Source organism: Cryobacterium lyxosi, assembly GCF_004403345.1.
GTDB lineage: Bacteria > Actinomycetota > Actinomycetes > Actinomycetales > Microbacteriaceae > Cryobacterium > Cryobacterium lyxosi.
In genome coordinates, this window is sequence record NZ_SOGT01000012.1 from 476,092 (window position 1) to 498,892 (window position 22,801).

Annotated in this window: 25 protein-coding genes; 8 read left to right on the top strand and 17 right to left on the bottom strand. The window is 62.9% G+C overall.

What is annotated here, in order from left to right; genetic code table 11:
- Window positions 1-10: 10 nt before the first annotated feature.
- The 12 genes from rplW to E3T27_RS12060 form a co-directional block, all read right to left on the bottom strand.
- Complete coding sequence (gene rplW, locus E3T27_RS12005; protein ID WP_092107233.1) at window positions 11-313, bottom strand: 50S ribosomal protein L23; 303 nt, start codon at window positions 311-313, stop codon at window positions 11-13.
- Window positions 313-963 carry a 50S ribosomal protein L4 gene (rplD, locus tag E3T27_RS12010; RefSeq protein ID WP_092107231.1) on the bottom strand — a complete coding sequence of 217 codons (651 nt, stop codon included), beginning with the start codon at window positions 961-963 and terminating at the stop codon, window positions 313-315. The genes rplW and rplD overlap by 1 nt, the downstream gene beginning before the upstream one ends.
- Before the next feature lie 5 nt (window positions 964-968).
- On the bottom strand, window positions 969-1,628 hold the full coding sequence (gene rplC, locus E3T27_RS12015) for a 50S ribosomal protein L3 (protein WP_092107229.1): 660 nt from the start codon (window positions 1,626-1,628) through the stop codon (window positions 969-971).
- 8 nt (window positions 1,629-1,636) lie between these two features.
- The gene (gene rpsJ / locus E3T27_RS12020) at window positions 1,637-1,945 is read right to left on the bottom strand and encodes a 30S ribosomal protein S10 (protein ID WP_035834607.1); all 309 of its coding nucleotides are present in this window, start codon (window positions 1,943-1,945) and stop codon (window positions 1,637-1,639) included.
- A 499-nt stretch (window positions 1,946-2,444) separates the two neighbouring features.
- Entirely contained in the window at window positions 2,445-2,894 is a 450-nt protein-coding gene (locus E3T27_RS12025) for a hypothetical protein (RefSeq protein ID WP_104198464.1), read from the bottom strand.
- Between the two features lie 189 nt (window positions 2,895-3,083).
- Entirely contained in the window at window positions 3,084-4,277 is a 1,194-nt protein-coding gene (tuf, locus tag E3T27_RS12030) for an elongation factor Tu (protein WP_104127849.1), read from the bottom strand.
- Window positions 4,278-4,410: 133 nt separating this feature from the next.
- On the bottom strand, window positions 4,411-6,525 hold the full coding sequence (gene fusA / locus E3T27_RS12035; RefSeq protein WP_104198526.1) for an elongation factor G: 2,115 nt from the start codon (window positions 6,523-6,525) through the stop codon (window positions 4,411-4,413).
- Window positions 6,526-6,657: 132 nt separating this feature from the next.
- Window positions 6,658-7,128 carry a 30S ribosomal protein S7 gene (rpsG, locus tag E3T27_RS12040; RefSeq protein ID WP_092107221.1) on the bottom strand — a complete coding sequence of 157 codons (471 nt, stop codon included), beginning with the start codon at window positions 7,126-7,128 and terminating at the stop codon, window positions 6,658-6,660.
- Window positions 7,128-7,502 carry a 30S ribosomal protein S12 gene (gene rpsL, locus E3T27_RS12045; protein ID WP_035834602.1) on the bottom strand — a complete coding sequence of 125 codons (375 nt, stop codon included), beginning with the start codon at window positions 7,500-7,502 and terminating at the stop codon, window positions 7,128-7,130. The genes rpsG and rpsL overlap by 1 nt, the downstream gene beginning before the upstream one ends.
- 438 nt (window positions 7,503-7,940) lie before the next feature.
- The gene (locus E3T27_RS12050) at window positions 7,941-8,684 is read right to left on the bottom strand and encodes a spermidine/putrescine ABC transporter substrate-binding protein (protein WP_134572959.1); all 744 of its coding nucleotides are present in this window, start codon (window positions 8,682-8,684) and stop codon (window positions 7,941-7,943) included.
- Window positions 8,685-8,746: 62 nt separating this feature from the next.
- Window positions 8,747-9,238, bottom strand: a complete 492-nt coding sequence (locus E3T27_RS12055; protein WP_134572961.1) for a DUF6121 family protein — start codon at window positions 9,236-9,238, stop codon at window positions 8,747-8,749.
- A 137-nt stretch (window positions 9,239-9,375) separates the two neighbouring features.
- Window positions 9,376-10,593 (bottom strand): M48 family metalloprotease, encoded by a 1,218-nt coding sequence (locus tag E3T27_RS12060; RefSeq protein ID WP_134572963.1) that lies wholly within the window; start codon window positions 10,591-10,593, stop codon window positions 9,376-9,378.
- A gap of 325 nt (window positions 10,594-10,918) precedes the next feature.
- Here E3T27_RS12060 and E3T27_RS12065 point away from each other — a divergent pair, with 325 nt between their 5' ends.
- The 8 genes from E3T27_RS12065 (at window position 10,919) to E3T27_RS12100 (ending at window position 17,971) form a co-directional block, all read left to right on the top strand.
- Window positions 10,919-11,113: a Flp family type IVb pilin gene (locus E3T27_RS12065; protein WP_338144900.1), complete on the top strand. Its 195-nt coding sequence runs from the start codon at window positions 10,919-10,921 to the stop codon at window positions 11,111-11,113.
- Window positions 11,114-11,226: 113 nt separating this feature from the next.
- Window positions 11,227-11,613, top strand: coding sequence for a TadE/TadG family type IV pilus assembly protein (locus tag E3T27_RS12070; RefSeq protein WP_134572965.1), 387 nt, complete (start codon window positions 11,227-11,229; stop codon window positions 11,611-11,613).
- Window positions 11,601-12,599 carry a pilus assembly protein TadG-related protein gene (locus E3T27_RS12075; protein ID WP_166786198.1) on the top strand — a complete coding sequence of 333 codons (999 nt, stop codon included), beginning with the start codon at window positions 11,601-11,603 and terminating at the stop codon, window positions 12,597-12,599. The genes E3T27_RS12070 and E3T27_RS12075 overlap by 13 nt, the downstream gene beginning before the upstream one ends.
- Window positions 12,596-13,342, top strand: a complete 747-nt coding sequence (gene cpaB / locus E3T27_RS12080) for a Flp pilus assembly protein CpaB (protein ID WP_134572969.1) — start codon at window positions 12,596-12,598, stop codon at window positions 13,340-13,342. Before E3T27_RS12075 ends, cpaB begins: the two co-directional genes overlap by 4 nt.
- Window positions 13,339-14,652: a CpaE/TadZ family protein gene (locus tag E3T27_RS12085; protein WP_134572971.1), complete on the top strand. Its 1,314-nt coding sequence runs from the start codon at window positions 13,339-13,341 to the stop codon at window positions 14,650-14,652. The genes cpaB and E3T27_RS12085 overlap by 4 nt, the downstream gene beginning before the upstream one ends.
- Complete coding sequence (locus tag E3T27_RS12090) at window positions 14,649-16,148, top strand: TadA family conjugal transfer-associated ATPase (RefSeq protein WP_134572973.1); 1,500 nt, start codon at window positions 14,649-14,651, stop codon at window positions 16,146-16,148. The genes E3T27_RS12085 and E3T27_RS12090 overlap by 4 nt, the downstream gene beginning before the upstream one ends.
- Entirely contained in the window at window positions 16,145-17,101 is a 957-nt protein-coding gene (locus tag E3T27_RS12095; protein ID WP_134572975.1) for a type II secretion system F family protein, read from the top strand. The genes E3T27_RS12090 and E3T27_RS12095 overlap by 4 nt, the downstream gene beginning before the upstream one ends.
- 9 nt (window positions 17,102-17,110) lie before the next feature.
- Window positions 17,111-17,971: a type II secretion system F family protein gene (locus E3T27_RS12100; protein ID WP_134572977.1), complete on the top strand. Its 861-nt coding sequence runs from the start codon at window positions 17,111-17,113 to the stop codon at window positions 17,969-17,971.
- 20 nt (window positions 17,972-17,991) lie between these two features.
- Here the strand turns inward: E3T27_RS12100 and E3T27_RS12105 are convergent, their stop codons facing one another.
- From E3T27_RS12105 to pilM, 5 genes are all read right to left on the bottom strand, one after another.
- Window positions 17,992-18,639, bottom strand: coding sequence for a prepilin peptidase (locus tag E3T27_RS12105; RefSeq protein ID WP_166786199.1), 648 nt, complete (start codon window positions 18,637-18,639; stop codon window positions 17,992-17,994).
- Between the two features lie 142 nt (window positions 18,640-18,781).
- A complete protein-coding gene (locus tag E3T27_RS12110) occupies window positions 18,782-20,191 on the bottom strand; it encodes a type IV pilus twitching motility protein PilT (protein ID WP_277612404.1) in 1,410 nt (469 codons plus the stop codon).
- Window positions 20,192-20,410: 219 nt separating this feature from the next.
- Window positions 20,411-21,079 (bottom strand): hypothetical protein, encoded by a 669-nt coding sequence (locus tag E3T27_RS12115; RefSeq protein WP_104198477.1) that lies wholly within the window; start codon window positions 21,077-21,079, stop codon window positions 20,411-20,413.
- A 4-nt stretch (window positions 21,080-21,083) separates the two neighbouring features.
- Entirely contained in the window at window positions 21,084-21,743 is a 660-nt protein-coding gene (locus E3T27_RS12120; RefSeq protein ID WP_104198478.1) for a hypothetical protein, read from the bottom strand.
- Window positions 21,740-22,792 carry a type IV pilus assembly protein PilM gene (pilM, locus tag E3T27_RS12125; protein ID WP_134572981.1) on the bottom strand — a complete coding sequence of 351 codons (1,053 nt, stop codon included), beginning with the start codon at window positions 22,790-22,792 and terminating at the stop codon, window positions 21,740-21,742. The genes E3T27_RS12120 and pilM overlap by 4 nt, the downstream gene beginning before the upstream one ends.
- Window positions 22,793-22,801: the final 9 nt, after the last annotated feature.

The following is a 22,801-nucleotide window of genomic DNA, read 5'->3' on the forward strand; positions in this document are numbered from 1 at the left end:
TGCCTGTCGCTTAGCCGACGGCCGTGAAGATGTCGATGGAGCCAGACTTGAGCGTGACAATGGCACGCTTGGTGTCCTTGCGCTTGCCCATGCCGAACTTGGTACGGCGAGTCTTGCCCACGCGGTTCAGGGTGTTGATCGAAGCGACCTGCACCTTGAAGATCTTTTCGATCGCGAGCTTGATCTCCGTCTTGTTCGAACGGGGGTCAACGATGAAGGTGTACTTACCCTCGTCAATCAGGCCGTAGCTCTTCTCAGAGACAACCGGAGAGATGATGATGTCGCGGGGGTCCTTGTTGGTCGCGATAGTCATTATGCGGCCACCTCTTCCTTCTTGGTCTTGCTCTCCACGAACGCGTTGAACGCGCCAGTGGTGAAGACGATGTCGTCGCTGACGAGCACGTCATAGGCGTTGAGCTGATCCCACGAAAGGATGTGCACCGTCGGGATGTTGCGAATGCTTCGCAACGTGGTCTCGTCGGTACGCTCGAGGACAACCAATACGTGCTTGCTCGTGGCGATCTGCGTGAGCAGCTCCAGGGCAACCTTGGTGTTGGGGGTCTCAGCCGTGAACAGTGCCTCGACGATGTGCAGGCGGCCACCGCGGGCGCGGTCGCTCAGTGCACCCTTGAGGGCTGCGGCGATCATCTTTTTCGGGGTGCGCTGGTCGTAGCTGCGCGGGGTCGGTCCGTGGACGATTCCACCACCGGTCATCTGAGGAGCACGGATCGAGCCCTGACGAGCGCGACCGGTTCCTTTCTGCTTGAACGGCTTGCGGCCGGCACCGGAAACTTCTCCACGGCGCTTGACCTTGCTCGTCCCCTGGCGTGCGGCAGCAAGCTGCGCGACAACGACCTGGTGGATAAGCGGAATGTTGGCTGGAACGTCGAAGAGCTCGTCGGGAAGCTCAGCAGAGCCTGCCTTCTTGCCCTTGGCGTCAATGATGTCGAGTGCTGTAGCCATGGTGACTAGGCTCCCTTCACTGCGTTGCGAACGAATACGAGGCGGCCACGAGCACCGGGAACGGCACCCTTGACGAGCATGAGGCCCTTGTCGGCGTCGATAGCGTGCACCTTGAGGTTCAGCACGGTTACGCGCTCACCACCCATACGACCGGCCATGCGCATGCCCTTGAAGACACGGCTCGGGGTCGAGGATGCGCCGATGGAACCGGGCTTGCGGTGGTTACGGTGCGAACCGTGAGAGGAGGAGACACCCTTGAAGTTGTGACGCTTCATAACACCGGCGAAACCCTTACCCTTGCTGGTGCCCATGACGTCAACCTTGGTGCCGGCAGCAAAGACACCGTCAACGGTGAGTTCCTGGCCCAGGTTGTAGTCAGCGGCGTCCGCGGTGCGGAGCTCGGTGATGTGGCGACGCGGCGTGACGCCAGCCTTGTCGAAGTGACCGGCGAGAGGCTTGTTGACCTTACGCGGGTCGATCGGGCCAGCGGCGATCTGAACGCCGTTATAGCCGTCCACTGCCTTGGTGCGAATCTGCGTGACAACGTTCGGCGCGATCTCGATGACGGTAACGGGAACAAGCTTGTTGTTCTCGTCCCACACCTGGGTCATGCCGAGCTTCTTGCCGAGGAGACCCTTGGTGGTCTTGGTATCGGAGTAAGACATCGCGGGCCCTAGAGCTTGATCTCGATGTTGACGTCGGCCGGAAGGTCGAGGCGCATAAGCGAGTCAACAGCCTTCGGGGTCGGGTCAATGATGTCGATCAGGCGCTTGTGGGTGCGCATTTCAAAGTGCTCCCGGCTGTCCTTGTACTTGTGAGGTGAACGGATGACACACACCACGTTCTTCTCGGTCGGAAGCGGCACCGGGCCGACGACTGTAGCGCCCGCACGGGTCACTGTGTCTACGATCTTGCGCGCCGAAATGTCGATGACCTCGTGGTCATACGACTTAAGTCGAATGCGGATCTTCTGTCCCGCCATGTCGAACTCTCTCTCTGTCGAGGCGTCTTACAGACAACGGCACGATTTGCCGAGGTTGCATTGGACGCCGTAGTAGCACTGCTGCCATTAGCACCACTGTTCATATGTCAATTTCGAATCGCGTACGAATAAACGACGCTCATCGTCAACGTCGACTCCCAGAAGCAGAAGCTGGGGGACGGCACGGTTTTGCCCACGCCGACCAGATCGTTGATTTGTGCTGCGCTCTGCTCCCTGCGGCCTAGCCTGCAATCTGCGCTCATCCGACGATGTGTTTTTCGAAAGAGCGTGACGCGACTATGCACTGCCTGGCAGTGATTCCGGCGACGCGTAGCGCACACCGAAAGTGTTGAACTAGAAGAGTCTGCCACACAATTGCCACTTCATGCAACCCGGGCGTGTCGCACGCTTCTCGGCGGCCCGTGCGTGACGGCCGCTATGCCGACGAATACCCGCGTGCAGCCGACCGTGGGCATCGACTTGGCCGCAACTCCAGCGACTACCCGGTGGCGATGCCGGAGGCGACGCGCGAGCTCTGGTCGGGGCAGCTCTTCGCGGTGGAGTCGGTCAAAACGCGCTGGGCCATGATCTGTCGGGATTTCTCAGATAAGCCGGTCGTTGGGTACTCGGCAAGCACCTTGCTGATGATCTCGGGAATCGACTGGGAGGCGTACTGCGTGAGGCTGTCGCAGACCAACACGCTGTACACACTGACGGTACTGGCCACGATGCTGTCGAGAATCTGCTGTTCAGACTGAGCGGTAGGCGTGGGCGTCGGGGTGGGCGTGTCGATAGGTGACGGACTGGGAGTCGGAGTCACCTGGGCGATCGTGGATTCGGTGACGGGAGCAGACCCGACCAGGCGCGGCACGATCACCACGGCCAGAATGGCGATCACGACAACGGCAATCCCCATCAGGATGCGCATTTCCAGTTTCGATATCTGCATGCGGAAACCATAACCGGATAAAGCCATTCTCGCCGCGGCCGACCACATCTGAAGACATGCTCTGGAATCAATGGCGGTTGCAGCAAGAGAGTAGGGACGCCGGGTACCAAAAAAGGGGCCGGGCCCGAAGGCCCGACCCCTGTTCAGGAGATCAGTAGATCAGTAGATCAGTAGATCAGTAGAGAGTGACTACTTGATGATCTTGGTCACCGTGCCGGCGCCGACGGTGCGGCCACCTTCACGGATAGCGAAGCCGAGGCCCTCTTCCATGGCGATCGGCTGAATCAGCGCGACAGTCAGGTCGGTGGTGTCGCCAGGCATGACCATCTCGGTGCCCTCGGGCAGCGTGATGACGCCGGTGACGTCCGTGGTGCGGAAGTAGAACTGCGGGCGGTAGTTCGCGTAGAACGGGTTGTGACGCCCACCCTCGTTCTTGCTGAGGATATACGCGGTGCCCTCGAAGTCGGTGTGCGGCGTAACCGAACCCGGCTTGACGACGACCTGGCCGCGCTCAACGTCTTCGCGCTTGGTGCCACGAAGAAGAAGTCCACAGTTCTCGCCGGCCCAAGCCTCGTCGAGCTGCTTGTGGAACATCTCAATACCGGTAACCGTGGTCTTCTGCGTCGGGCGGATGCCGACGATCTCGATCTCGGAGTTGATCTTGAGGGTTCCACGCTCGGCGCGGCCCGTAACAACGGTGCCACGACCGGTGATCGTGAAGACGTCCTCGATCGGCATCAAGAACGGCTTGTCCTTGTCGCGGATCGGGTCGGGAATGAAGTCGTCAACGGCCTGCATGAGAGTCAGGATGTTGGCGGTCCACTTCTCGTCGCCCTCGAGCGCCTTGAGTGCAGAAACCGGAACGACGGGGGCGTTGTCGCCATCGAAGCCCTGGCTCGAAAGCAGCTCACGAACTTCGAGCTCGACGAGCTCCATGATCTCTTCGTCGTCAACCATGTCGGCCTTGTTCAGCGCGACGAGCAGGGTCGGAACGCCGACCTGCTTGGCGAGAAGAACGTGCTCACGGGTCTGAGCCATCGGGCCGTCAGTAGCGGCAACCACGAGGATTGCGCCGTCCATCTGAGCAGCACCGGTGATCATGTTCTTGATGTAGTCAGCGTGGCCCGGAGCATCGACGTGCGCATAGTGACGCTTGTCGGTCTCGTACTCAACATGTGAAATGTTGATCGTGATGCCGCGCTGGCGTTCTTCCGGAGCCGAGTCAATCGACGCGAAGTCGCGCTGAACGTTGATCTTGGACGGGAACTTATCGGCAAGAACCTTGGAGATCGCTGCAGTCAGCGTGGTCTTTCCGTGGTCAACGTGACCGATCGTTCCGATGTTTACGTGCGGCTTTGTCCGCTCGAACTTGGCCTTGGCCACTGTGGGTCCTCCTCAGGACTCGCGTGCAAATTCACGGCCGCCGTTATGAGCGGCCGGTATGCGCTGGATGTGTCTATTTATATTACTCGGGCCAGGTGGCCTAAGCGATTCAGGCCCGAAGGCCACCTTAGGGCTATTCGCCCTTGTTCTTGTTGATGATCTCGTCGGCAACTGCCTTCGGGACCTCCGCATAGCTCTCGAACGTCATCGAGTACACCGCACGGCCTGAGGTCTTCGACCGCAGGTCACCGATGTATCCGAACATCTCCGACAGTGGAACGTGAGCGCGAATTACCTTCACGCCCTGCGCATCCTCCATGGTCTGGATCTGCCCACGACGCGAGTTGAGGTCTCCGATTACGTCACCCATGTATTCCTCAGGGGTACGAACTTCGACGGCCATCAGCGGCTCGAGCAGAACGGGGTTCGCCTTACGAACGGCTTCCTTGAAGCCCATCGAGCCGGCGATCTTGAAGGCCATCTCCGAGGAGTCGACGTCGTGCGCAGCGCCGTCAAGCAGGCTGGCTCGAACGCCCACCATCGGGTAGCCGGCCAGGATGCCTACGCGGAGCGCATCCTGGATTCCAGCATCCACCGAAGGGATGTACTCACGCGGGATGCGGCCACCAGTGACCTTGTTGAGGAACTCGTACGACTTCTCAGCAGTGATTTCCATCGGCTCGATCGCGATCTGAATCTTCGCGAACTGGCCGGATCCACCGGTCTGCTTCTTGTGCGTGTAGTCGTGACGCTCAACGGACTTGCGGATCGTCTCGCGGTACGCCACCTGGGGCTTGCCGACGTTCGCCTCAACGTTGAATTCACGCTTCATGCGGTCGACGAGGATATCCAGGTGAAGTTCACCCATTCCCTTGATTACCGTCTGGCCAGTTTCCTGGTTCTGTTCGGTACGGAAGGTGGGGTCTTCTTCAGCGAGCTTCTGAATAGCAAGGCCCAGCTTTTCCTGGTCCTGCTTGGTCTTGGGCTCGATAGCGACCTCGATGACCGGGTCAGGGAAGGTCATGGACTCGAGTACGACCTGCTGGTTCGGGTCGCACAGGGTATCGCCCGTGGTGGTGTCCTTGAGGCCGATGACCGCGTAGATGTGACCGGCGGTAACGAAACCGACCGGGTTCTCCTTGTTGGCGTGCATCTGGAAGATCTTGCCGATGCGCTCCTTCTTGCCCTTGGTCGAGTTGATGACCTGGGCTCCGGAGTCGAGACGGCCCGAGTACACGCGCACGTAGGTGAGGCGACCGAAGAACGGGTGCACCGCAACCTTGAACGCGAGAGCCGTGAACGGCTCCTCGGCATCCGGGTGACGCATGATGACCTTCTCCTCATCGCGAACGTCGTGCGCCTCAATGGCGGCCACGTCGAGCGGGGTGGGGAGGTAGTCAACGACAGCGTCGAGCATCGGCTGGACGCCACGGTTCTTGAACGCAGAACCGCAGAGAACCGGGTAGATCTCACTGTTGATGGTGAGCTTACGGATGGCGCCCTTGATCTCGGCAACCGTCAGCTCTTCGCCGGCGAAGTAACGCTCCATGAGGTCGTCGTCGGTTTCGGCGACGGTCTCGAGCAGGAGCTTGCGGTACTCGGCGGCCTTCTCCACGAGGTCGGCGGGGATCTCTTCGATGGCGTACTTCGAGCCCATCTCCACGTCACCCTTGGAGTCGCCACGCCAGGTCAGCGCACGCATCTGAACGAGGTCAACGACACCCTCGAACTCAGACTCTGCACCGATCGGCAGCTGGATGACCAGCGGCTTCGCGCCGAGGCGCTTGATGATGGTGTCGACCGTGAAGTAGAAGTCGGCGCCGAGCTTGTCCATCTTGTTGACGAAGCAAATGCGCGGCACGTCGTACTTGTCGGCCTGACGCCATACGGTTTCGGACTGAGGCTCAACGCCCTCCTTGCCGTCGAACACGGCAACGGCACCGTCGAGAACGCGGAGCGAACGCTCCACCTCCACGGTGAAGTCCACGTGTCCGGGGGTGTCGATGATGTTGATCTGGTTGTTGTCCCAGAAACACGTCGTCGCAGCGGAGGTGATCGTGATGCCACGTTCCTGCTCCTGCGCCATCCAGTCCATCGTCGAGGCGCCGTCGTGGGTCTCGCCGATCTTGTGGTTGACACCCGTGTAGAACAGGATGCGCTCAGTTGTGGTGGTCTTGCCAGCATCAATGTGAGCCATGATGCCGATGTTGCGGACCTTACTCAGGTCGGTGAGCACGTCAAGTGCCACGGGGGTCCTCCAGCGGGTAGGGGTGGGAATGCGGAACGAGGCCGTGAGCATCCGCTTTTTCAGCGGTCAGGCGCGTGCCGACGCAAGCCGGAACGCGCCTGAACCGATGATCAGGAATGCTCGAGAGCCGAACTACCAGCGGTAGTGAGCGAAAGCCTTGTTCGCTTCAGCCATTTTGTGAGTGTCTTCACGACGCTTGACAGCGGCACCGAGGCCGTTGCTCGCGTCGAGGATCTCGTTGGTGAGGCGCTCGGTCATGGTCTTCTCGCGACGCGCCTTGGCGTAGCTGGTCAACCAGCGAAGGGCCAGTGTGTTGGCGCGGTGCGGCTTGACCTCAACCGGAACCTGGTACGTGGAACCACCGACGCGGCGCGAACGCACCTCGAGGGTCGGACGAACGTTGTCGAGTGCCTTCTTCAGCGTGACAACGGCATCCAGCTCGTTCTTGGCGGAGACACCGGCGAGGGCATCGTAGACGATGCGCTCGGCGAGGCCCTTTTTGCCATCGAGAAGGATCTTGTTGACGAGCTGGCTGACGATGGGTGCACCGTAAACCGGGTCGGCAATGACAGGGCGCTTGGGAGCGGGTCCTTTACGGGGCATTACTTCTTCTCCATCTTTGCGCCGTAACGGCTGCGAGCCTGCTTACGGTTCTTGACGGCCTGGGTGTCCAGTGCGCCGCGAATGATTTTGTAACGCACACCGGGGAGGTCCTTAACACGGCCTCCGCGCACGAGCACCATGGAGTGCTCCTGCAGGTTGTGGCCCTCGCCGGGAATGTAGGCGGTGACCTCGGTGCCGTTGGAAAGCTTGACACGGGCGACCTTGCGCAGAGCCGAGTTCGGCTTCTTCGGGGTGGTCGTGTACACGCGCGTGCAAACGCCGCGCTGCTGCGGGTTGGATTTCAGGGCGGGAGCCTTGGTCTTGGTGACCTTGGGGCTACGGCCCTTCCTGACCAACTGCTGAATGGTGGGCACTAATTACTCCTTGTTATTGCTGCACGGTGACAGCTTTGTGATGGTTAGCATTCGACCTCTTCTTTCGAATTGGTCGAGTTCATCTGGACCCGCTTGAACCCACACGATTGCTCGCGCGTGTTTTGGTGGGTATGCCGTGGGGGCTTGCTCGAAGAGCGAACCCTGCATGTGTGGAATCTTGCCCCGACCTGGTGCTTCCTCGATGCGAACATCGCGAGGGCATAATTCAGGCGCACGACAAGCGCACACCCCACAATTCTAGCCCGACGCAGCCACGCTGGTCAAATGGGTTGCGCCCCGTCTCGATCCCGCCTGGCGCCCATTTTCGTATCGCTTATGTGGACGGGGCCCGGGCCCCGTCCACGGGCCCAGTTTATAAACTGGGCCCGTGTTCATAAGGTGGGCCCGGTCGTTGAGGAAGCGGATGCCACGGCTCAGCTAGGGATTGCGCGGCCAAAGCGGGGAATCAAGCGTGCTCCCGAGGTCGACGAGCAGAGCCTGCACCTGGGGCTCGACGAATTGCGCGATCGCGGTGAGCAGACGGGGCCTCCGCTGGGTGAGTTGGGCGCAGACCCGCAGGCCTACCCGGGTCGCGAACTCGTCGGCAAGCTGCATCTCCGCTTTGAGCGCTTGTTTTTCTGCGGGGCTGAGCGGCGGGAGGGGGTCGGAGGGCGCGGGGGCACTGTGCTCGTGCTCGTGCTCGTGCTCGGCGCTGTCGGATTTGGCGCTGTCGGATTCGGCGACAGGTGGGGGCGGTGATTGCCCGGCGGGGAGCTGCTGGTCGGCGAGTTCGCTGAAGGTGAAGAGATAGGGGGCATCCGCTGCCGGTTGCGGGTCGAGGTCCAGGCCGCGAAATTCCGGGTCCAGGCCCTCGGCGGGCCGGTATGCCTGAGCCGATTCGCGGCGCTCACTCAGGTTGAGCTCGTGCGCGAGCCGGGGCAGGTTGAGTTCGGTGTATTCGTCGACGGAAGCGTCGATCACGATCTTCATCCGCATCGACAGGGCGTGCTGCACGACGTGGGGTACGTCGACCGCGAGTCCGGCGGAAGCGATGATCGGCGATCCGAAGCACTGACGGCACAGTCGCGCCCGGCCGCGGTGTGTCGCGGGGCGCCACTGGGTGATCCAACGTAGCCAGTTCTCAACCTCGTGGTTGACACGCGACTCGATGGACCTATCCATACTGAATAGGGTACCCGTAACGCTTCATGCGCGAGATGCCAACATTGCACCGTCGTCGCGGGCTAGTTATTGTCGTTTTTCTCCCAGGGCCACTCGGGGGCGCCGGACCCTGCAGGCTTGGCGAGGAGTACGAGAAAGAACAGAAACGCGATGAGCCATCCGCTCACGGCGATGGCAATGGCGAACGGGCTCGTCATCTCTGCGCCGATGAAGGTGACCGACCGAAAGAGTTCGCCGGCGCCGAGGCTGTAGACGACTCCCCCGGAGATGCAGTAGCCGAGATAGGCCGCGATGCCCGAGACGAAGATCGGCAGTGGGGGAATTTGCGTCAGTCGCTCTGGGGACCGCAACACGGCACTAAGGATGACCCAGACCAGAGCCAGGACCGCGGTGGTGACCATGATGGGGCCGAGGAGGGCACCGGCATCCGCTTCGTTGATGACATCGCGATTGAGCAGCAGGCTCAGTACGCCGAACGCTGCCACGATGAACGCGGCGTAGAGCGCGGCCGAAAAGGCCGCCATGGTGATTGCGTACTTTCGGTATTCCCGCATGGCTCCAGCGTAGGCCCGTCTGGGTGAAACGTGCCGCCCGGGGACGGGGCCTGGGCCCCATCCGCGGGCCCAGGTTAGATCATGGGCCCGAGTTCCGGGCCCGGGCCCCGTCCACAAGAGGGGGCGCGGGACTCGGGTTAGGGGCGGGTGACGTGCGGGCCGTCGGCGAGGAGGCGCTCGTACTCGGTGCGGGCCTCGAGGTTCCTGGCGGTGACGCGGCGTCCGCGGCGGGCGATCCAGGCTCCGGCCCAGATCGGCACCTCGCGGGCGATGATCGCGGCAGCGATGGCGTAGGGGTTCAGCCACAGCGACGCAACGAAGCGACTGACGTCGGCCTGGCTGAGCCCGTCGGACGTGCCGTCGAGCATGAGGCCGAGGAGCGCGGCACCGATGAACGAGAAGTACACGATCACGGCAACGACAAAGCCGAAGAGCACATAGGCCCACCAGCCGCCCCGATTGACCAGGGAGATCAGCCCGGCGAAAGCGAGGAAAAAGAACAAAACCGGCACATAAGAGATTGGCAAGGAGGCGAAGAGCAGGAAGCTGCTCAACGTCACGGCCATGGTCGTGCTGGTCATCCCGATAATGATGAATGCCGCGACGGCGTACAAAATGGCGAACACGACGGTAGCGAGAAGGGCGATCAGAATGCCGCCGCCACGGTTGCTGCGGTTTTTCGGCTTGGTCGGCGCCTGCACGTAGATCGGCGACTGGGCCGGGGGCGTGTACGACGGCGCGACCGCGACCGGCGCGTCGAGCGGAGCATCGACCAGGGTGTAGTCGATCGGGGTGTAGTCGATCGGGGTGGCGTCGATCGGGGTGGCGTCGATCGGGGTGGCGTCGATCGGGGTGGCGTCGCTCGGGGTGTAGTCGCTCGGGGACTCCGCGGCGACGGTTCCCACGACGAGCGCGACCGGCACAACCGGCGACGTCGGCTCGGAGTCACCAGCGGCACCGGCGGCACCCGTGGCGGGAACCGTTGCGGCGGGCGTATAGGAGTCGGCGTAGTCGTCGGTGAGGCTCGGTGCGGCGGCATCTGTCGATGCGACCGGAGTGGCCGTCGACATGGGTGCCAAGTTGCGGGCTGCGGCCGAAGCGGATACCGCGTCGGACCGCTCGGCCGCACTCAGGTTGGCGTTGATGGCGTCATAGTCGATGACGATGGGTTCCTGCTCGGGTTCCTGCTCAACCGAAGATTTCGCCGAGGCCGACTCCGCTTCGACCACCACCGCGGCGTGCTCGGGGGCACCGTCCTGGTCGGTGGGAACCTGCTCTGACACGGTCAGATCAGGCGCTACGGCAGCATCCGTTTCCGGGTTCTTCTTGCCGTCGGTTGGCGTATTGTCGCTCATGCTGACTCCTCGGGGCCTTCGCCGTGATTGACTCCCACTGTACCAAGGGCACGGCAAATGCCACGGAGACTCGGCGCGGCGGCCGTATTATCCCGCCGTTGCCACCACGGGCGCAATCGGCCTCGCGAAGGCGGAAAGCGAACCGCCCTGAACAGATGCTGCGCCATGGAATTCGCGCCCAAACTCATTAGATCACCCCAAATGTGGGGACGGTGACCGCATGTTGTCGCCCCCCATATTGGGTAATGCATTGCGCCACGGATACCCATACGTTGTCATTCGCCGAGCGACTACCTAGGTCAGCTCCACACAGAATGGAAAACCCGTGAAGTTCTATACCAAAATCCAGGCCCTCATGAACAGCATGCGCAACGACGAAGAAGGCGCCACAGCGGTGGAGTACGGCCTGATGGTCTCACTCATCGCCGTCGCGATCATTGCGGCAGTCGCATTGATCGGCACCAATCTTGACCTCATGTTCGATGGTGTTGGCAACAAGCTCACCCCGCCCGCCGCGTAAGCATAACCCTCCGCAACACTTGGCCAGCCCCTCGGCCGACCGCACAGCGACGGTGGCTCCCGCTCCGGAAGCCACCGTCGCTTACACCAACTGCCCACCCGAAGGGGCACCGCATGATATTCAAACGCAGCAAACCAGGCGAACGCGGAGCAGCAGCCGTTGAGTTCGCGCTGATCCTCCCCATTCTCCTCCTTCTCGTGCTCGGACTCGTCGAGTTCAGCCGCGTCTTCAACGTGCAGATCTCCCTCAGCAATGCGGCCCGAGAGGGCGCCCGGGTGATGGCGATCGAAAACAACCCGGGGCTAGCCAGGTCCGCGGCCACTGCCGCCGCGCCGTCGGTTAATCCATCGGTTGCTGAGGGCGACATCACGGTGAACAACTGCACCGCCACCATCACTACCGTGACCATGACCATCGACTACGACGTCGACCTCCTCACCGGGTTCTTCGGGGAGACGCTCCCACTGACCGGAACGGGGGTCATGCTGTGCGGTGGTTAAATTCCCTATATCGCTCGGAACGCGGCGCGAGCGCCGTCTTCGTTGCCATCCTGCTGGTGCCGCTTATCGGCTTCCTGGCCATTGCACTCGACGTCGGCGCCCTCTACGCCGAACGTGCCCAGCTGCAAAACGGGGCGGACGCCGCAGCCATCGCGGTCGCCCGCGATTGCGCAGATGGTGTCTGCAACAACCCGGCAAGCCTGGCAGCCGACTACACCGATGCGAACGCCAATGATGACGCCGCCAACGTTGACCCGCCAATCATCGACCTGGATGCCCGAACCGTTACGGTGTCTGATTCGACCCGCACCGACACCGGGGAGGATGCCATCCAGCATCCGTTCGCCTCGCTCATTGGAACCGACTCGACGACCGTGGGCGCCACCGCCACCGCGGAGTGGGGCCCACCCGGCGACGGCCCGGCAGTTCTGCCGCTCGCACTCTCGTACTGTGAGTTTCTGCTGTTCGGCGCGCTCAACGACGAGGTCAAGATCACGATTCGTTACGACGAAAACCATCCGTGCAGGCGGGATGGCGCTGAAATCCCGGGCGGGTTCGGCTGGCTCGACCAGATACTAGGCCAGTGCGAGGTGCTGGTGGACCTCGACGCCGACGTGGTGCCGAGCCGGCCCGGTAACAGCCAGCCTGTTGACTGTGAGGAGACTCTGGCCGACCTCGAGGGCCGAACGATCCTCATTCCCATTTTTGATTCTTCCACCGAGACCGGCGCCAACGGGGTCTTCCACATTTACGCCTTCGCCTCCTTCAAGGTCACCGGGTGGAAATTCGCCGGTGGAAACCGCATGCCACTCGTGAACGTCGATAACTACCCGGGGTGTGGCTGCACTGGTGGCAACTCTCGATTCATCCAGGGTTACTTCCAAGACTGGGTGTCCGTGGACAGCGCCTTTGAACTCGGCGGACCCAACCTTAACGCCGACGTCGTCAGACTTATAATTCCGCCTGAACCAATGGAGATGCCATGAAAACCCGCCTCATTGGAGCAATCCTCGCGATCGTGCTGGCCGTGGTCGGCACTGTCGTGCTCACCGGTTATGTGCGAAGCGCAGACGCCCGTGCCACCAACGGCGCCGAGATGGTATCCGTCTATGTCGTGACGGAAGAGATCCCCGCCGGCACCGCCGCGGAGGAGATTGGCGAGCTCATCGCCGAGAAGAAGATGCCCGCGGTTGCCGCGGTGCCCGGTCGCGTCACTAAGCTGAGCGCCCTCGCTGGCCGGGTGGCGGACACTACCCTCCAGCCCGGCGAGCAGCTCCTCACCTCCCGCTGGGTGAACTCGGCCGAGCTCGCCGCGCGCGGCGACGTGAAAGTTCCTGATGGCATGCAGTCCGTCACCATCGCCCTGCCCGTCGAGCACGTCGTCGGCGGCACGATCAAGGCCGGCGACACCGTCGGCGTGGTCATCACTGCGTCGATGAAGCCCGCCGGCGGCACCGAGGAGCAGCCGGTGAGCAAGCAGGTCTTTCACAAGGTGCTCGTGACCTCCGTACAAGCGGGAACCATGACGTCGCCTGCGAAGGGTGAGGAAGGAGCCGATGCGGCGTCCGAGCCGGTCAGCTCGGTCATGGTCACCCTCGCCCGCAGCACGCTCGACATTGAAAAACTCGTCTGGGGCCAGACGTTTGGCTCGGTGTGGCTCACCCTGGAGACCGAGGAAGCCGACGAGACCGGCTCGCGCATCGTTGACGGCAACGTGGTCTTCGAATGAGCCGCCTACTGCTCATCGGCAACAGCCATGGCTTCGAGACCCGCCTGCACCTTCTCTTTGGAGCCGCCCTCAGCCTGGTCAAGGGACAGTTTCTGGCCTTTGGGCCTTCGGCCGTGCTCGGTCGACTGCACGCGGCAGACCGACCGGACGTGGCTCTGCTCGGCTCGACTCTCTCCCACGGGCAAACAAGCGCGCTCTCGACCGGACTCGCCACCCTCTACCCCGGGGTGGGCATCGTGATCGCGCACGGACACCAGGCGGGAACCGACCGGTGGGTCTCCGACCGGACCATTCACGCAGTCCTGAGCCCCCGCGACGAGCAGGTGGTCCTACTCACACCGACTCGTGCCCGGTACACCCGGGCTGAACCCGACAGCGTGCGAAAAGCGCACCGGCCAGACGCGGAAAAAGTACCAGAAGTCTGGCTCGGGTTCGAGCCTGAGTTGGAATCGAACGCCTTTCCAGCTTCGGCCGGGGATCCCGACGTCTTCATCCTCCCTCCGCCGGCCATCGAGACGGTCGCCGCGGCCGCCGGCATCCGCTGCCAGGTCATCGCCGTCGTGTCGGCGAAGGGCGGCGTCGGCAAGACCACGGTTGCCACCAACCTCGCCGTCGGGCTGGCCAGGCTGGCCCCCCTATCGGTGGTTCTCGTCGACGCCGACGTACAGTTCGGCGACGTCGCCACCGCGCTGTCACTCACGCCGGCGCACACCCTGCCCGACGCGGTCACTGATGCTGCAAAGCTCGACACGATGGTGCTCAAGACCTACCTCACCCCGCACGAAAGTGGTTTCTACACCGTCTGTGGTGCGGACACCCCGGTCGACGGCGACCGGGTGTCCGGCGAGCAGCTCAGCCATTTAATCAGGCAACTCTCTGAAGTGTTCCGGTTCGTCGTGATCGACACGGCGCCCGGTCTCGGCGAGCATGCCCTGGCCGCCCTGGAGCTGGCCACCGACGCCGTGATCGTCTGCGATATGTCAGTGCCGAGTGCACGGGGACTCCGCAAGGAGCTGGCCGCGCTGGCGAGTATCGGCATTGTGCCGCCCACTCGCCATGTGGTGTTGAACCTGGGCGACCGCTTCAGCGGCCTGTCCGTGCGCGATATCGAGGCGACGATCGGCGTACCGGTAGATATCGCCATCCGGCGGTCCAAGTTGATGGCGCTGTCGACGAACCGAGGCGTGCCCATCCTGGCAGACGGCTCCAGAAACTCCGCATCAAACGCGCTCACCGCATTGGTGCGCCGATTCGACCCGACGGCGGCGCGTAAACACGGCCGCCTACACCGAAGGGTGGTTGTGGCATGAAACTGACCGAACGAGTGGACGCGGTGCGAGAAAAAGGCCCCCACCACCGCTTTGACAAAAAAGCTCCGGAACCAGCCCTGGTGAATTCAAACGCTGTCCCGACGGCTTTGGCGAACGCTTCTTCCCTGCCCCCTGCATCGTCGCTATCATCGGTGACAGCTGTGCCCGTGCCATCCCCGGCGCCGATAGCCGCTTCACAACTTCCTGTTGATCCACTCGCCGATATCAAGGAACGCGCCGCCCAGGAGCTGTTCGAACGCATTGGAACACGCCTGAACGACCCCAGCCTGAGCGAAGAGCAGCTACATGCCTACGCAAGAGCCGAGTTGGGCAACATCGTTTCGGCCGAGCAGGTACCGCTCAGCGACGACGAGCGCGACCGACTCATCGCCGAGATCGGTGCCGACGTGCTCGGCTACGGTCCGCTCGACGTCTTGCTCGCTGATGAAGCCGTATCCGAGATCATGGTCAACGGCCACGAGCAAATTTTCGTCGAAAGAAACGGACGCCTCAGCCTCAGCCCCTCCCGTTTCACGAGCGAAGCGCAGCTGCGTCGAGTGATCGAGCGGATCGTCTCCAAGGTCGGTCGGCGCATCGACGAATCGTCACCGCTGGTGGATGCGCGCCTCGCCGACGGCTCGCGAGTGAACGCGATCATCCCGCCACTTTCGGTCGATGGTTCCTCACTGACTATTCGTAAATTCTCTCGCGAACCGCTCACGGTCAGAGACCTGATCGGATTCGGCACACTGAGCCCGGACATGGCGGAGTTGCTTGATGCCTGCGTAAAAGCAAAGCTCAACATCATCGTCTCCGGGGGAACCGGAACCGGCAAGACGACCCTACTCAACGTGCTGTCCGGCTACATTCCGCCCGACGAGCGCATCATCACGATCGAAGACGCCGTGGAGCTGCAGCTGCAACAGGAACACGTCATCCGTCTCGAATCACGCCCCGCGAACATCGAGGGTAAAGGTGAAATCACCATCCGCGACCTGGTGCGCAACTCCCTGCGCATGCGCCCGGATCGGATTGTGATCGGTGAGTGCCGCGGCGGCGAAAGCCTCGACATGCTGCAGGCCATGAACACCGGCCACGACGGTTCCATCTCGACGGTGCACGCCAACTCACCGCGTGACGCGATCGCGAGGCTGGAAACCCTCGTGCTCATGGCTGGGATGGACCTGCCGCTGCGCGCTATCCGGGAGCAGATCACCTCGGCAATCGACGTGATCGTGCAGATCAGTCGGCTCAAGGACGGCACTCGCCGCATCACGCACGTCACCGAAGTGCAGGGTATGGAGGGCGAGATCGTCACCCTGCAGGACGCCTTCATCTTCGACCACGGTGCCGGCACCGACGCCGACGGACATCTCCTCGGCCGCGCAGTCGCCACCGGGGTACGACCACGGTTTGCCGACAAGTTTCGCGATCTGGGCATCGAGCTCTCGCCGGGTGTGTTCCAGGCTGAACTGATGACACGAGCACAGCGATGAACGAGGTCATTCTCTACGTCGGGGTCGGGGCCGGTTTGATCGCGCTCCTGGTTCTCGTGTTCCTGGTGATTGCGCCGTCGGCGCCACGCGTGCCCTTGGAACGCCGACGCGCGCCCGGAGCGATCGAGACGTCGACCCTGACCAAGATGACCGACCGCACGGTCGAAGTGATCGATGGCGCGCTCCGCCGGGGCGGCCGGGCTCCGTTCAGCGAGGCGGAACTGGAGCAGGCGGGCATCCGGATGCAACCCTCGGGCTTCGTACTCATGGTCATCTCTGCCGCCATCGTTCTGTCGTTGCTCGGGCTGATCCTCGGCACCGGCTCGTCCTGGGTCGTGCCGCTCATGGTCACGTTCGCTGCGCTCGCCCCGATCGGTGCCAAGGTGCTGATCAGCCTGCGCGCCGGGCGCAGGCGAGCCAAATTCGCCGAACAGCTCGACGAGTCGCTCACCCTTCTCGCCGGTTCGCTTCGCGCTGGCCACAGCCTGCTCCGCGCCGTCGACGCTTCTTCGCACGAGACGGAGTCACCGACGTCCGATGAGCTCGCCCGAGTCGTGAACGAAACCCGCATCGGGCGCGATCTGGGAGACGCCCTCGACAACACCGCGATGCGGATGCGCAGCGACGACTTTCAATGGGTCGCCCAGGCGATCGCAATCAACCGTGAAGTGGGCGGCAACTTGTCTCAGGTGCTCGACCAGGTGAGCCACACCATCCGCGAACGCAACGAAATTCGGCGGCAGGTGAAAGCGTTGGCCGCGGAGGGCAAGATGAGTGCCTGGGTGCTGATCCTGCTGCCCATCGGCGTCTTCACCTTTCTCTTGTTGACCCAGCCGAGCTATTTCGGCGGCTTCTTCAGCAGCATCTGGGGAATCGCCGCCCTCGTCGTCGCCGCCATCCTGCTTGGGATCGGTTCGCTGTGGATGATGGTCGTCGTCAAAGTGAAGTTCTAGGAGAATCCCATGCCCCCACTCATTGCCATCCTCGCCGCCCTGGCCATTGCCGGCGGGCTCGGAGCTCTCGTCGGCATCCTGGTCGGAGGTCGCGGGCCGCGCGAAGTCACCGCGGGCACCGGCGCACCCTCGGGTTCGCTCTTCACCGGCGGTTCGTTCATCACGGGCGTGCGCGACGCCGCCCCCAAGGGGTATCTCGGCATGCTCGATCACCGACTCGCGCTCGCCGGGCGCCCGCCCGGGTGGACGATCGACAAGATCCTCATTGCAAAACTGGTCCTGGCCGCGTGTGGTGCGCTCCTCGCCCTGTGGTGGATCAGCGGCGACCCCGTCATGCTGCGGTTCGGGCTCGGCGGTGCACTCACTGTGCTCTGCTTTTTCGTGCCCGACCTGCTCATTCAAAGTCGGGGGCAAGAGCGGCAGGAAAAGATTCAGCTCGCTCTCGCTGACACCCTCGACCAGATGACGATTGCGGTGGAGGCGGGCCTCGGCTTCGAGGCGGCCATGGCCAAGGCCGCGACGAACGGCAAGGGGCCGCTCGCCGAGGAATTCATTCGCACTCTGCAGGACATGAGCATTGGCCGCGCCCGCAAAGACGCCTACCAAGCTCTGAGTGGCCGCACCTCGTCACCGGACTTGCGCCGGTTCACGCGCTCCGTCATCCAAGCCGATACCTACGGCATCGCGATCGCCGACGTGCTCCGGGTGCAAGCGGCGGAAATGCGGCTACGCCGTCGCCAGCGGGCCGAGGAGAAGGCGATGAAGATCCCGGTCAAGGTGCTGTTCCCGCTTATCTTCTGCATCCTGCCGGTGTTGTTCATCGTGCTGCTCACACCCGCCGTGCTCAGCATGGTCGCGGCCTTCTCCTAGGCGAGACCGGCCTACCGTGCCTAGAGCCAGGTCCGGAGCAGAATTGCGATGAACGCACCCAGCAGCATGGACGGGCCGAACGGAATCGAACTCCCTAGGGTTGTCTTTCGCAAGGCCAAAGCGAGCAAGGAAATAATACCGCCGATCAGAAAGCCCGCGAACAGGCCGAGGAGCACCGTGCTCCAGCCAAGATAGCCGAGTGCGAGACCGATCATGACGGAAAGTTTCACGTCGCCCATGCCGATGCCGTCGGGCGACACGAGCACCAGCACGAGGTAGACGCCGAAGAATACCGTGCCACCGAGCAGCGCGCCGAATAGCGCCTCCAAGTGGTCGTCGAGCAACGCGGCCAGTGCAAGCGAGACCAGGACCGCTGCGGTGGTAGGGAGCACAATCACGTTAGGGAGTCGCTTCTCGACCAGGTCGACAATGCAGAGCACCACGGATGCTGTCGCAAAGATCAGAAATGGCGCCAACTGGGGGCTGAAGCCAAACTGGCCGGTCAGGAACACGAACAGCGCCGCGTCCGAAACCCCGGCCGTCGCACGAGTTCTCCACCCCAATCGGCGAGGGCTTTGTAGCATTCGCTCGGCCAGAAGGGTTATTGGCACGCCCAGCGCCAAACCAAGCGCGCCCGCCAGGATCACGAGCAGAGAATCAGAGGTCACTCTACGGATTTTTGCGCATTTAAGCCCGAATGCATACTCCCATTTTGGGGGTACTGGGGGCACAACCGGCGGCGCAGCCGGTCTCGCTCCAGTGCGCATCCTGCCGGACGAGCGACTTTACCGCAGCAGCGGATGACGCTGCCTAAAGCACCGCGCGGGCGAACCCGACGTTGTTGTCGGCGTCGTCGTGGCCGGAGTCGTACCCGGCGCCGACCGCAGCGAAGGTAAAGGCCCCGGCCACCGGTTCGGTGCGGTGAATGAGCAGTTCCAGTCCGGCAATATCGTGGGCCTTGGCCAGCGCGGCCGCGCGGGTGATCTGTCCCGTGTTGACCAGTTCGGCGAGGTGCTGGTCCATGGTGTGCATGCCGCGCTCCCGACCGGTCTGCATCATCGACTCGATCTGGTGCGTTTTGCCCTCGCGAATGAGGTTGGCGATGGCCGGAGCGGTGACGAGAACCTCCGTCGCCGCGACCCGGCCGGCCCCGTTCGCCCACTTCACGAGGGTCTGGCAGACCACGCCCTGCAGGGTCTGGGCCAGCTGCGCCCGCACCTGGTTTTGCTGGTGCGGCGGAAAGACGTTGATGATCCGGTCGATGGTTTGCGCCGCGCTCTGTGTGTGCAGCGTCGCGAACACGAGGTGACCGGTCTCGGCGGCGGTCAGCGCTACCTGGATCGTCTCGAGATCGCGCAGTTCACCAATGAGAATCACGTCGGGGTCCTGCCGCAGCACGTGCTTCAAAGCGGATGCAAAACTCGCCGTGTCCTGTCCCACCTCGCGTTGGGTCACCAGGGACTTCTTGTGGGCGTGCAAAAACTCGATCGGGTCTTCGACGGTGACGATATGGTCGGCCCTGGTGCTGTTCACGAGGTCGACGAGGGCTGCCAGCGTCGTGGATTTTCCCGAGCCGGTCGGCCCGGCCACGAGCACCAGCCCGCGAGGCAGCCCGGCGAATGCCGACACCGATTGCGGGATTCCCAGGGCTTTGAGGCCTTTGATCTCGTGCGGAATGAGCCGAAAGACCGCACCAACGGTGCCGCGCTGCTGGTGCACGTTGACCCGAAATCGACTGGACACACCGGTGACCGCGACATCCTCCAGCGTGTAGGCGAAATCGAGTTCATGGTCTCGATCGAAGATGACCTGCTGGGCCCGGGTGAGAATGCTGCGGATGGCCCGGTCTGCTTTCAGGCTCGACCAGGCTGGGCCGGCGCCGACCGGGCCGAGATCGCCGTCGCGGCGAATGCACGGCGGAGCGGCGACAGAGACGTGCAGGTCGGACGCCTGCCGCAGCACCACCTCATGGAGGGCGTCGATCAGGTCGACGTCGGGTACGCCGAGCACATCTACCGCCGGATCGACACCGCGCGGAATCCAGTCGCCGGGACCGCTACGGGGTGCCACGCGCGTGCGCCGACGATTGGTGGGCAGCACACGAATTTCATCGTGATGGGTGGCGCTCACTGCGGCGCTAGCCGATACCGGGGTGAACCCCGCGAGCTCGCCGGGCATGCGGGTGTCGTTTGGCGACAGGGAGGTTTTCGGGTCGTCCATGAGCGATTCCTTCTCGGAGCAAGCGTGTCGGGTACTGATTGCCGCGAACAGGCACGGCCGTTCGGGTACGCGACCACTCGCCCAGGGTGCGACGAACGGTCGTTGCAGGCCTCGCGAGAATGGAGTCAGGGTAAGTCTTGTTCGCGGGAGGTCTACGCCACGCGCAACGTTATTGAAGCTCGTTTCGCGGCGGTAGCCCGCGATCTGGGGGTGTGCCCCTTAGTGCTCGAGCGCCACACCATCTGGATCCAGCAGAACGTAGATCGTGCCGAGAACGGTCATATCGTTCACGATCTCTCCCGCACCGGTATCGGTCGCCACCGAGGAAATCGCGATGCTGCGCTGGCCGTGCTGAAGGCCGGCCACGAAGTCGAAAAGATTACTGTGGGCACCGGCGATCGTCAGTGCAACGGTTATCGCCAGATAGTTTTCCGGGATGAGTGCCGACGATGTGGCGGGAACAGCGGATGCGACGGCTGCGGAATCCGCTCCCGCGCCTGACGCCGCCACAGCACCGCTGTCGACTGCCGGTTCCACGGCGGGCTGAAAGGCAACGGCATCGCTGATAACCAGCGAATCCAATGTCACGCTGTTCTGGCGGGCAATGACTTCCAGCTCATCGAGAAAGTCGGGGATGCCGGCATCTAGCGGTACCCCGCTCTGCAGGGTGGCGAGGTAGGTGCGAAGCTCCGCGATTCCGGCAAAGTCCTGTTTCAGAACGATCAAATCGGCCTCGTGCTCTGCATATTTCGCCAGTATGACCTCACGTTGCGCCGTTGTGGCCTGAATCTCTTCCAATTTTGGCGCGATCCCCAGCATCCCGCCGAGAACCACCGCCGTGCCGATGATCAAGATCAGCACGGCACCGAATAGTCTGTTGCGCGTCATGGCGTCACTGTCCCCCAGCGATGCGATTTGATCGCGCATCTTTATTGATATTGATGACCAGTTCGACGACGTACTGGCCGGTTTCCGTGCGGGTCACCGAACCGGGGTGGGCGTCCGCGTAGCCGGGAAGCGTGCGCAGGTTCGTCAACCACATGGGAACAGCGGGCAAGGTCGGACTGGTGAGGCTCAGCGTCAGGCTGGCGACACGCGGGTTGTACAGGGGAACGCTGCTCTGCTCGTATTCCGCCCACGGCGTGCCGGATCCGACGGTGATCGCCTGGATGGTGACATCAGAGGGCAGACTGGCCCGGACGGCCACCAGGTAAGCACGCCAATCGACCTCGGTGGCAGCAGCCAGCTGCCGCGCCGCCGTTGTCAGGTCGATTTGATTCTGCACATTGCGTACCTCCGAATATTTTGCAGATTCCAACAGCAATTCAGTGGTGCGGACCTCGGATGCGTCGAGCCGGGACTGTGCCCGCCCCGCCTCGAGGGACACGGCTGCGACGGCGGCAATAACGACCAGCACGATGCCGGCCGCAACGATCGACATGATTCGGCGGAGCAGCCGGCCCTGGCGGGCGGCCTTGAGTTCGGGGGGCAGCAGGTCTGCGCGTGGCTCCCCGCCGAGGATCAGCTCGTGGCCATCCGTTGTGCGTTTCATGCTTTACTCCCGAGAGCGAGGCCGAGCGCAGCTACGAACGTACACTGGGAGTTTTCGAGATATTCCTGGCTGACATCGGGACCGAGCTCGAGTGCGCCGTACGGTTGCGCCGGAACCACCGGAAAACGGGTCAGCTCGCTGAGCGCGGCACCGAACCCTTCGAGCCGAGCGCCCCCGCCCATGAGCACGATGCGGCCGATAGGTAGCTCCGGACGACTGTTCGTGAAGTAGGCAATGGTATTGCGCAGGCTTTCCAGCAGTTCCGAGGTGATCTCCCGAATGATGGTGGCGGCTATTTCATCTTCTGGTGCAACCTCATCCAGTAAGCCCAGCCGCGTCTTGAGCAACTCCGCCGCCTCTTCGCCAAGGCCGAGGCGCACGCGCAGCGCCTTGGTGAACTCATTGCCGCCGGAGGGAATCACCCGCACGAACTGCGGCACGGCATTCGAAGAGATCAGTACGCTCGACGAACCGCCACCGATATCAATCTGCACGATCACCTCGGGGGCGGTCACCGCACGGTTGATGGCACGACTGCGAGCGAATGACATGATGTCAACGGTGACGGTGTGCAGTCCAGCCAGCCTGGCGGCCTTGATATGCGACTGCACGACTCCTTTCATGGCTGCGATCAGCAGCCCGGAAATTTGCGGGCCAGACTCGCCCTCGCTGTCGACCTCGGCAATGGGGTAGAAGTCGAGCAATGCCTCCGCGGTGGGAAACGACAGCAGGTCCTGCACTTGGAATGGCAGCGACTCCCGAATGCGGCGCAGCGACATCTTGGGCACCGTCAGGTTGCGCACGACCATGCGATGGTAGCCCATACCGAGCACGACGTCCTTGGTCGTGAAACCGCCGCTCGACCACATCCGTTTCAGCGCCGCGGCGACGATAGCCGGTTCGAGTACCTCACCGCGACTGACCGCGCCAAAGGGCAGCGGCTCCTCATAGCAGCGCACGAGCACGGGATGATCCGTTTCGGCATCTCGCATCTCTACGGCGCGCACGGCGGTAGTGCCGATGTCGAGTCCGACCACACGAGTAGTCATTTGTTTCCC